At 57.0% G+C, this 9345-nt stretch carries 8 protein-coding genes and 1 pseudogene; 3 read left to right on the forward strand and 6 right to left on the reverse strand.

From position 1 onward, the window contains the following. A partial coding sequence (locus AB5Y92_RS09540) for a DEAD/DEAH box helicase (RefSeq protein ID WP_368226619.1) occupies positions 1 to 612 on the reverse strand: 612 nt, incomplete at its 3' end. Positions 613 to 960: 348 nt separating this feature from the next. Here AB5Y92_RS09540 and AB5Y92_RS09545 point away from each other — a divergent pair. Next, positions 961 to 1791, forward strand: coding sequence for an ABC transporter substrate-binding protein (locus tag AB5Y92_RS09545; protein ID WP_019445131.1), 831 nt, complete (start codon positions 961 to 963; stop codon positions 1789 to 1791). 111 nt (positions 1792 to 1902) lie between these two features. Here the strand turns inward: AB5Y92_RS09545 and aroC are convergent, their stop codons facing one another. Then, on the reverse strand, positions 1903 to 2991 hold the full coding sequence (gene aroC, locus AB5Y92_RS09550) for a chorismate synthase (protein ID WP_368226621.1): 1089 nt from the start codon (positions 2989 to 2991) through the stop codon (positions 1903 to 1905). 12 nt (positions 2992 to 3003) lie between these two features. Next, positions 3004 to 3939, reverse strand: a complete 936-nt coding sequence (gene prmB / locus AB5Y92_RS09555; protein ID WP_005360393.1) for a 50S ribosomal protein L3 N(5)-glutamine methyltransferase — start codon at positions 3937 to 3939, stop codon at positions 3004 to 3006. An 82-nt stretch (positions 3940 to 4021) separates the two neighbouring features. Between prmB and smrB the strand changes: the two genes are divergently transcribed. Both smrB and AB5Y92_RS09565 read left to right on the forward strand, forming a co-directional pair. After that, on the forward strand, positions 4022 to 4546 hold the full coding sequence (gene smrB, locus AB5Y92_RS09560) for an endonuclease SmrB (RefSeq protein ID WP_005333198.1): 525 nt from the start codon (positions 4022 to 4024) through the stop codon (positions 4544 to 4546). A gap of 57 nt (positions 4547 to 4603) precedes the next feature. Beyond that, positions 4604 to 5899 (forward strand): diguanylate cyclase, encoded by a 1296-nt coding sequence (locus AB5Y92_RS09565; RefSeq protein ID WP_064341229.1) that lies wholly within the window; start codon positions 4604 to 4606, stop codon positions 5897 to 5899. A 130-nt stretch (positions 5900 to 6029) separates the two neighbouring features. On the opposite strand, the gene AB5Y92_RS09570 is transcribed toward AB5Y92_RS09565, so the two are convergent. The 3 genes and pseudogenes from AB5Y92_RS09570 to AB5Y92_RS09580 form a co-directional block, all read right to left on the reverse strand. Beyond that, on the reverse strand, positions 6030 to 6638 hold the full coding sequence (locus tag AB5Y92_RS09570) for a histidine phosphatase family protein (RefSeq protein WP_368226623.1): 609 nt from the start codon (positions 6636 to 6638) through the stop codon (positions 6030 to 6032). Positions 6639 to 7217: 579 nt separating this feature from the next. Next, on the reverse strand, positions 7218 to 8681 hold the full coding sequence (locus tag AB5Y92_RS09575) for a chitinase (protein ID WP_368226625.1): 1464 nt from the start codon (positions 8679 to 8681) through the stop codon (positions 7218 to 7220). 307 nt (positions 8682 to 8988) lie between these two features. Next, positions 8989 to 9345: pseudogene (locus tag AB5Y92_RS09580) on the reverse strand (methyltransferase); the annotation flags it as partial.

Consider the following 9345-nt stretch of genomic DNA (forward strand, 5'->3'; position numbering starts at 1 on the left):
CGGGTTATCCAGCAGACCGGTGGCCAGTTCGCGGATCTCGTCGGCGAAGGTGGCAGAGAAGAGCAGGTTCTGACGCTTCTTCGGCATCAGGGCCAGGATGCGGCGGATGTCGCGAATAAAACCCATGTCGAGCATGCGATCCGCTTCGTCCAGTACCAGGATTTCCACCTCGTCGAACTTGACGGCGTTCTGGTTGTAAAGATCCATCAGGCGGCCAGGACAGGCCACCAGCACGTCCAGACCACGGCGAGTCGCCATCATCTGCGGATTGATGCTGACGCCGCCGAAGACCACGTGGCTGCGCATCGGCAGGTGTTTGCCGTAGTTACGCACGCTCTCGCCCACCTGGGCGGCCAGCTCGCGAGTCGGGGTCAGCACCAGCGCACGAATGCGGTTCGGAGAAACCTTGCGCTTGCTCTCCATCAGACGTTGCAGCATCGGCAGGGTAAAGCCTGCGGTCTTGCCGGTCCCTGTTTGGGCCGCCGCCATCAGATCGCGGCCAGCCAGAACGGCGGGGATCGCTTGCTGCTGAATGGGAGACGGGGTGTCGTAGCCTTGTTCGGCAACGGCACGCAACAAGGGTTCGGCCAGACCGAGGGAAGTAAAACTCATAATTACCTGCTAGAGATAGGGGCGCCGGGGATTTGTGGTGGGGCTCCTCTGCTGAGCCGATGCCATCTCACAAGATCTGGGCCTATTGAGAAAACAACGATTTCCCCGGGGAGCAGAGCAAAGGGGAAAGAATAGAGGCGCAGTCTAACGGAGTTGCCCGGGATAAACGAGAAAAATGTGATGCTCCTCCCAGCACGAACAGAAAATCCCCCTCCTGCCCCCCGAATAATCCCGTTGATTGATGTAGCACGCACCACACTATTAACTGGCAACACAATATCAGCCCTCGCAGGCATGACTCGCAGGGCAAAAGCAAGGGATAGAAGAACACAATAACGAGGTTTAGCTATGACCACGCCATATCGTCCCCGCGGCAGCTGGCAGGCAAGGATTGGCCTGCTGCTTCTGCTGCTAAGCCCTGCACTGCAGGCCAGTCAGACCCTGACCGTGGCCTGGAGTCACTGGCCCCCCTTCAGCCAGATCAACAACCGGGGTGAGCTGGATGGGCTGGATGTCAGCCTGACCCGCCAGATCCTCACCCAGGCGGGCTTTGCCCCCAAGTTTCGCGAACTTCCCTGGGCGCGGGCACTGCATCTGGTAGAACACGATCAGCTGGATGTGGCGATGGCCGCCCTCCCTCTGCCGGAGCGCCAGAGCTATGCCCGCTTCTCGACCCCCTACCGCCAGAGTGCCTATGTGCTGCTGAGCAATGACCCTATCCCCGGCCATCAGGATCGCTGGGCGCAGCTCGATAATCTGCCCGCGTTGTGCAACGAGAAAGGGCTCAAGATAGGCAAATTGCGCGGCACTCGCCCCATGCATCAGATGGATAGCTGCCCGGCGCTTAAAATGGCGACCGAATACAACGCCGATGAGCGGATGATCGATCTGCTGCTGGCTCGCCGCCTCGATGGCATCATCATGGAGTGGCAATATGCCCGCTACCGGCTGGCCCAGCTGGGGGCCGAAGAGTTTATCAGCTGCCAGCTGTTGCTACACCACCAGCCGGTCAGTCTGATGTTTGCCAAAAACAGCGTGAGCGAAGAACAGATCCTCAAAGTCAACGAGGCCATTCATGCCTTGCCCAAACCCCACAACAAGTTCTCGCCCCCCAGCTGTCGCCTCAATGCCGATCCGGGCGCCGCGGATCTGCTGACCCGCACTCTCCGCAAGCATTGACGGGATAAGCCGCCACCTGAAATAGCAAAGGCGACCCGAAGGTCGCCTTTTTGGTATTGTCGAACTTGTTCCCCAAACAGGGAGCGATCAGTCGATAAGCAGCAACAGCGATCAGCGCAGCTGCGGGGTATGGGTCAACACCCCCTGATTCTGGGCGCGATGGCGCAGCAGGTGATCCATCAACACCAGCGCCAGCATGGCTTCGGCGATGGGTACGGCGCGAATGCCGACACAAGGATCGTGACGACCCTTGGTGACCATCTCGATTGCCTCGCCTTCGGTATTGATGGTCTTGCCCGGCACAGTGATGCTGGAAGTCGGTTTGAGCGCCATGCTCACCACGATATCCTGACCCGATGAGATCCCACCCAGAATGCCGCCCGCATGGTTGCTGGCAAAGCCCGCCGGGGTCATCTCGTCGCGATGCTCGGAGCCTTTTTGCTCCACTACCGCAAAGCCGTCACCGATCTCCACCCCTTTCACCGCATTGATACCCATCATGGCATGGGCGATATCGGCGTCGAGGCGATCAAACACCGGCTCACCCAGGCCCACCGGCACATTGCGCGCAATGACCTGCACCTTGGCACCGATACTGTTGCCCTCTTTTTTCAGGTCACGCATGTATTGATCAAGCTCTTCCAGCTTGCCCGCATCGGGGAAGAAGAAGGGATTCTGCTCAATCTGCGCCACATCGAACGCCTCGGCCTTGATGGGGCCGAGCTGGGAGAGAAAACCGGTGATCTCGATGCCATGCACCTGTTTGAGGTACTTCTTGGCGATCGCCCCCGCCGCTACCCGCATCGCGGTCTCGCGTGCCGAGGAGCGACCACCGCCGCGATAGTCCCGCTGACCATACTTTTGGTGGTAGGTGTAGTCAGCGTGACCCGGCCGGAACAGATCTTTGATGTCGGAGTAATCCTTGGAGCGCTGATCGGTATTCTCGATGAGCAGCCCGATGGAGGTGCCGGTGGTCTTGCCCTCGAATACCCCGGAGAGGATCTTAACCTCATCCGGCTCGCGGCGCGGCGTGGTGTAGCGAGAAGTGCCCGGCTTGCGCCGATCCAGATCCCCCTGCAGATCCGCCTCACTGATCTCCAGCCCCGGCGGGCAGCCGTCGACCACGGCCCCCAGCGCCAGGCCGTGGCTCTCGCCAAAGGTGGTGACCCGAAAGAGTTGACCAAAACTGTTCCCTGCCATGCGCGCTCCTGCTTAGTTCTTGTAGATGGCGAAATGATCCTGATACTGCACCAGCTCGTCACGGGTCATCACAAAGACGCCGTGGCCGCCGTTTTCGAATTCAACCCAGGTAAAGGGGATCTCGGGGAACTGGGCTTCCAGATGGATCATGCTGTTGCCCACTTCGACCACCAGCACGCCGTTATCCTTGAGGAAATCTGCCGCATGGGCCAGCAGACGCTTGGTCAGCTTGAGACCATCGGAGCCGGACGCCAGCGCCAGCTCGGGCTCGTGACGGAATTCATCCGGCAGATCCGACATATCTTCGGAGTCCACATAGGGCGGGTTGGAGACGATGAGATCGTACTTGTCGCCCGCCGGCAGATCGCGGAACAGATCGGAGCGGATCGGAATGACCTGCTGCTCCAGCCCGTGATCGTTGATGTTGCGCTCGGCCACGTTCAGCGCATCGATGCTGATGTCGATGGCATCCACTTCCGCTTCCGGGAACTCGTGGGCCATGATGATGGCGATACAGCCGGAGCCGGTGCACAGGTCCATGATCCGGGTCGGTTCATGTTTGAGGAAGGGCGCGAAACGGTTGGCCACCATCTCGGCAATGGGGGAACGGGGAATGAGCACCCGCTCGTCCACGTAGAACTCCCAACCGGCATACCAGGCCTTGTTGGTCAGATAGGCGGCCGGTACCCGCTCCTGTACGCGGCGGATAATCAGCTCGGCGATACGGTGACGCTCGCTGCTGGTGAGACGGGAGTGGCGCATGGCCGGGTCTACATCCGGTGGCAGATGTAACGCGGGCAGTACCAGCTGCACAGCTTCATCCCAGGCGTTGTCGGTTCCATGACCGTAAAAAATCCCGGCGTCGTTGAAACGACTCATGGCCCAACGCAACATGTCCTGGATGGTGTGCATCTCGGCAACCACCTCATCGATAAATATCTTGTCCAAATCCACCTCCAAGTCGAGTAATATCCGGCCCGAGCCCCGTTTACGTTGCGGGCAAGACGCATACCTAATACATGAGCATCTGATGAAAAAAACGCCCTCACCGACAGACGAGGAAACCCTGCTGTTCCGCGATGCGATAAAAGGTACCCGGAAAATCAAGCAAGATACCATAAGGGCCGAGTTACGCCCGGTCAAGCAGAAACGCGAATTGCGCGAAACCCGCGAAAAGCTTGGGGTTGACCACTATTTCAGCGATGAGTATCAGCCCCATCTCGACGATGATGGGCCGACCCGTTACGTGCGGGAAGATGTGTCAAAATTTGAGCTGAAAAAGCTCAAGCGGGGCATTTATCCGCCGGAGATCTATCTCGATCTGCACGGCATGAATCAGCAGCAGGCAAAACAGGAGCTGGCCGCCCTGCTCACCCTCTGCCAAAAAGAGAACATTCACGTCGCCTCGGTGATGCACGGCATCGGCAAACATATTCTCAAGCAGCGCATTCCCAGCTGGCTGGCCCAGCACCCCAATGTTCGCGCCTTCCATCAGGCTCCCCGTGAATGGGGCGGCGACAGCGCCATTCTGGTGTTGCTGGATATCGAAGAGTAGTTAGCCAAACGACCACACTATACTGAATATCAATACGTTATTCGCCGTGGAGGTCGCATGTTTACACAGGGTTCCCATGCCGACATAAAGTCATCTCTCGACGCCATCGGCGCAGCCGTGGCGGTGTTCAGCCTCGACAAGGATGATCACTTTGTGCTGGTCTCTGCCAACGATACCTTTGCCAAGGCGTTCGAGCTGGATGTCCTTGGCAGCATTGGCAAACAGCTGAGCGAGATGTTTCCCCGCTACATCACCAATACCATCGAGCCACCAATGCACGAATGTGTGCGCATGCAGACCGGGCTCGAGAGCGAGCTGCCCATCGACAGCCTCTCGCGTACCAGTTGGTGGCGCTTTATTCTCTCCCCAATCATCCCCGAGCAAGCCCGGATCAACCGGATCATCGTCACCGCCATCGACATCACCGCCAGGATGCAGCTGGAAGAGGCGCTCACCACCAGTCGCCGTCGCTTCGAAGCGGTGGTCAACTCCGCCTATGACGGCATCATCAGTGTCAGCAGCGAATCACGCATCGAGCTTATCAATACCGCCGCCTGCGAGATGTTCGGGATCGACGAGAGTTATCTCGGCAAGCGGCTGGAAACCCTGCTGCCACAGCGTTTTCGCGCCAATCACGAGACCTATTTCAAAGCCTTCAGCAGCTCCCCCATCAATTCGCGCCCGATGCATGCCCGCGCCTCGGTGATGGGGCTGCGCCGCGATGGCAGCGAATTTCCGCTGGAGGTGACCATCGCCAAGATCAATCTGGGCCCGACCACCGAGATGACCGCCATCTTGCGGGATATCTCGGAGCGAGCCCGACTGGTGGAGGAGTTGAAGGTCGCCGCCACCACGGATCCCCTCACCGGCATTGCCAACCGGCGCCGCTTCAACGAGCTGGTCAACGCCGAGATGCAACGCTGCCAGCGTTTTGGCCATACCATGAGCCTGCTGCTGATCGATATCGACCACTTCAAGGAAGTCAACGACACCTTTGGCCATCAGCAGGGAGATCTGGCAATCCTGAGTCTGGTGAAACGGATCAGCAAACAGCTGCGGGAGGTGGACATGCTGGGTCGCTGGGGTGGCGAAGAGTTTATCGTGCTGCTACCGGAAACCTCCCTCGAGCTCGCCTGGGCCAGCGCCGAGCGGATCAGGCTAGCCATCGAATCCCAGCACCATGCACTGGACGGGGCTCTTGAGATCTCCCTCACCATCAGTATCGGGATCAGCGCCAGCAAGGGCAGCCATGACACTGTAGAGAAGATGGTTAGACGAGCCGACACTGCCCTCTATCTGGCCAAGAAACAGGGGCGCAACTGCTGCCGCAAAGAGGAACCGGAGCCAATCTGATGGCGCACGCCCTTCCCTCTGGTGACACTGCTAACCAGTGCCTGCAGAGATAACCAACCACAACGTACACAAAAAGCAGGCTACTCTCTTCGGTAGCGCTGCTTTTTTCATTCTGCTTTTGGTGCACTTTTCAATCACAACCATCAAGGGGACGGCTAAAGCGCAGTGGGCCGCCATCAGCCAGAGAGAGCCTCACCGACAGCATGCCGCCGTTGGGCAATTGCCACTCGAAGAAGTCATCAAATCCGGCAATCGTTACGGCACGGATCACCTTGGCGACCACACCATGCGCCACCAGCAATATCCGCTCCCCGTGCATGGTCGAAGCAAGTTCTGTTAGTCCCTGCGAGACCCGGGCAATCACCTCATCAATGGTTTCACCACCGGGTGGAGATTCAGCCCAGCGCCGGGTGATATTGCGCGCCCACAGCTCGGGATAGCGTGTTCTTGCCTCTACCTGCGTTAGCCCTTCAAACAGGCCGACATCCCGCTCACGAAAGGCAGGCACAAGCTCCACAGGCAATCCCAGCTGACGAGACAAGATGGCAGCACTCTCCCTTGTTCGCAGCAGGGGGGACGCCAGCAGCCGATCGAACGGCGGCTCTGTCACAGCCACCTTCTCAGCCAGACAAGAGATCTGGCGCACGCCATCGTCATTAAGCCCGATATCCAGTGCACCTTGATACCGTCCTTCCGCATTGGCTTGCCTCTCACCATGGCGGATCACCACCAGTTCCATGGTGCACTCCTCTTTCCTGCTATCTACTTAGTGATTAAACCGCATACGACTTCCCATTCGGATAAGGAGACGACAATCCCCATTCATCTGCGCACCTTAACTATTATTTTAAATCGAGCAAGATTACCTCGCTCGCAGTAAAAAACATCCGCCGAACTACATACTCTCATCCGTAAACGAATAGATACACATGACTTTTACATCCAATATGTTCATTTTTTCTCTCTGTGAAATAAATGTCACCAAGGTGATACCATGAATTGATAGATGGGAAGAATAAACACCCTCATCATAAATAAGACAAAGATGGCGTCATGGGTGAACTCTTCTAACCCATCGTTTAGCAAAACATCACACAACGTTTTTTGAATATTACTAAGCCCAGCCATCAATAAAGTTTGATATGGACCGTTTACGTCACTTTAATCGGGAAAGAAAAGCTGGCTGGGAAATATAGTTCCCCCTCCAGATTGATGGATCTTTTTTCAATCGCTGCCACATATTATCTCATACCATAAAAATATATAAAAAGGGGGCCAAGCCCCCTCTCCTTATCAATCAATGGATGGACTATCTCTTTTATTGGGTTGTCACCAACGCCCAGGGGCCACCTTTGGCGGGATCATCCCCTTGCGTCCACCATTTGGCCTGATAGACGGCGCCCTTGTAGCTCACCTTGCTGCCAGCGGTGTAGACCTTGGTCGCTTCCCAGGCCGGGGTGCCACCGATGGGGGGTTCGCTCGGATCGACCGGCGGTGGAGTCAGTTTGTCCACGACCCGCACTTTCGGCCAGTTGGCGTGGGAGCCGTAGAAGTTGGTCACGCACTTCTCGTAATCACCCGGCACCAGCGCAGAATAAGCGGTCTGAAAGCCCACCAGCTCGCACTCGAAGGAGTAACCGCCCGGGCGATCCGGATAGTACTTCCAGTTGCCATCCCAGTTGGTGTAGAGCACGTCAGTAGCGCCGTTGAGATTGAGGCTGCCATAGGGAGTCTGCTGCCAGCAGGTGTTCTTCTCATCCGCCTTGATCGGGATCTGGTAGTGGTTGGCCAGCCCTTCCCAGTAGCGAATACGGTTGACCGGCTGCCCCTTGTCCTTGTTCTGTTCACCACACTCGATGCCGCCGTTGATGACGTTGATGGTGGTACCAAAGCCATAGCCGATACCGGCGTCAGCTTCCCGTTTGGAGGGTACCCAGGTGCGATCAATCACGTGCAACATGGCCGGTTTCGGGGCCTGCGGGGTGAGGAAAAACCAGATGGCAGAAGCGAGGTTGAGCCAGGAGTCAGCCACCAGCCCCGGGTTGTTGAGCAGCACGGAGGCATCGCCATCGAACATCGCTTCGGAGAAGGCGCCGTAGTTGAAGTGGTAAGAAAGCTGCTTGGCGCCGCGGCCGAAATACCCCTGACCCGTGCTGCAAGGCCACTTCTTGTTCTGCCAGTCGTTCTGGCCACAGCCGGTGGTATAGCCGGTCTGTCCCTCTGACCAGCCCATCTCCCGCACATGCACCAGCGCCTGTTGCCACTCCTCCAGCCCCAGCGGGTTATCGGAGACGTTCTCCTTGGCAATATGGCCACCGGTCTCCTGAGAGAAGTGGGCAAAGGCCGTCACAATGGATTTTTTACAGATCGCATCAGAGTCGCGACCGTCAGTATATTCACCACAGAACGCAGGGAATTTACCAATGGCTCGCAAGAAGCGGACATAAGTATATTCCGGCGCTGCCATCTGGGTTAAATATTCCCATTCAGATTGGGGAAATACCCGTTCAACCCGTTTTACGTTGTCAGGATTGCTTGCCAGACCCGGTTCAATGGCATCAACGATTTTATTAGACCGAGTGGCCAATGCCTTGGCCCATATTGCATACATGGGATTGGCCGTCTTGGCTTTTTCCATGGCTGCCAGATCCAGGGCCGCAATGACATATCCTCCCGCATTTTGCGGATCGGGTTGAATATTCATGGCTGCACTCATTGCGGCATAGCTTGGCAATGCGCAGGCGGCAGCGATCAGCCAGGCACAACGCTTGGGTTTGAACATGTTTATCGTCCTTGTTTGAATTAATGCGTTCCAAGAATAGGTGTTTCAACAACTAAATTCACGATGAGAATTAAGAAATAAGCAGAATTTGTGAGCCATTTCACCTTGTGATATTCAGTGCAGCTGAAACAAAGGAAAAGAACCCAAACGAAAACGTCAGAGCATGATCTGTCGCCCATTTTTAGAACAGTTGAGACGGCCAGGTGGCCTGCCATACGGTCATTGTTCGTGATGAAAAAAATGGCTGACAGGCTCAACCTGTCAGCCATCATCAATGTTCAAGAAAAATGCTCAAAATAGCCGGATGTCAGGTACGCACGGCACGGATCAGGATATTGCGCGGGGTCATGGGTTTGGCACAAAACTCCCCCACTTCGACCCGATAGCCCTGCTCTTGCAAAAAGAGCGCGCGATCCAGCGCCAGCCAGATCTCGAGGGGACGGCGAAACAGGTGGCGCACCAGCTCCATGCGGGCGACATCACCAAAGCGGCGCTCCCCGTGTTCCAACCAGGCGGGATACTCCAGCCCGGCGGGCAGCACAATCCCTTTGCGCTCTGCAGCCCAAACGCAGAATGCCTCGAAGGTGCCGGTCAACAGGCTCTTTTGCATATTGGGCACCGGCAGATACTCATCCACCCCGCGCACCTGACGCTGCAGGCAGTC

This window comes from Aeromonas sp. R1-1 (genome assembly GCF_040908495.1).
Taxonomy (GTDB): Bacteria; Pseudomonadota; Gammaproteobacteria; order Enterobacterales; family Aeromonadaceae; genus Aeromonas; species Aeromonas veronii.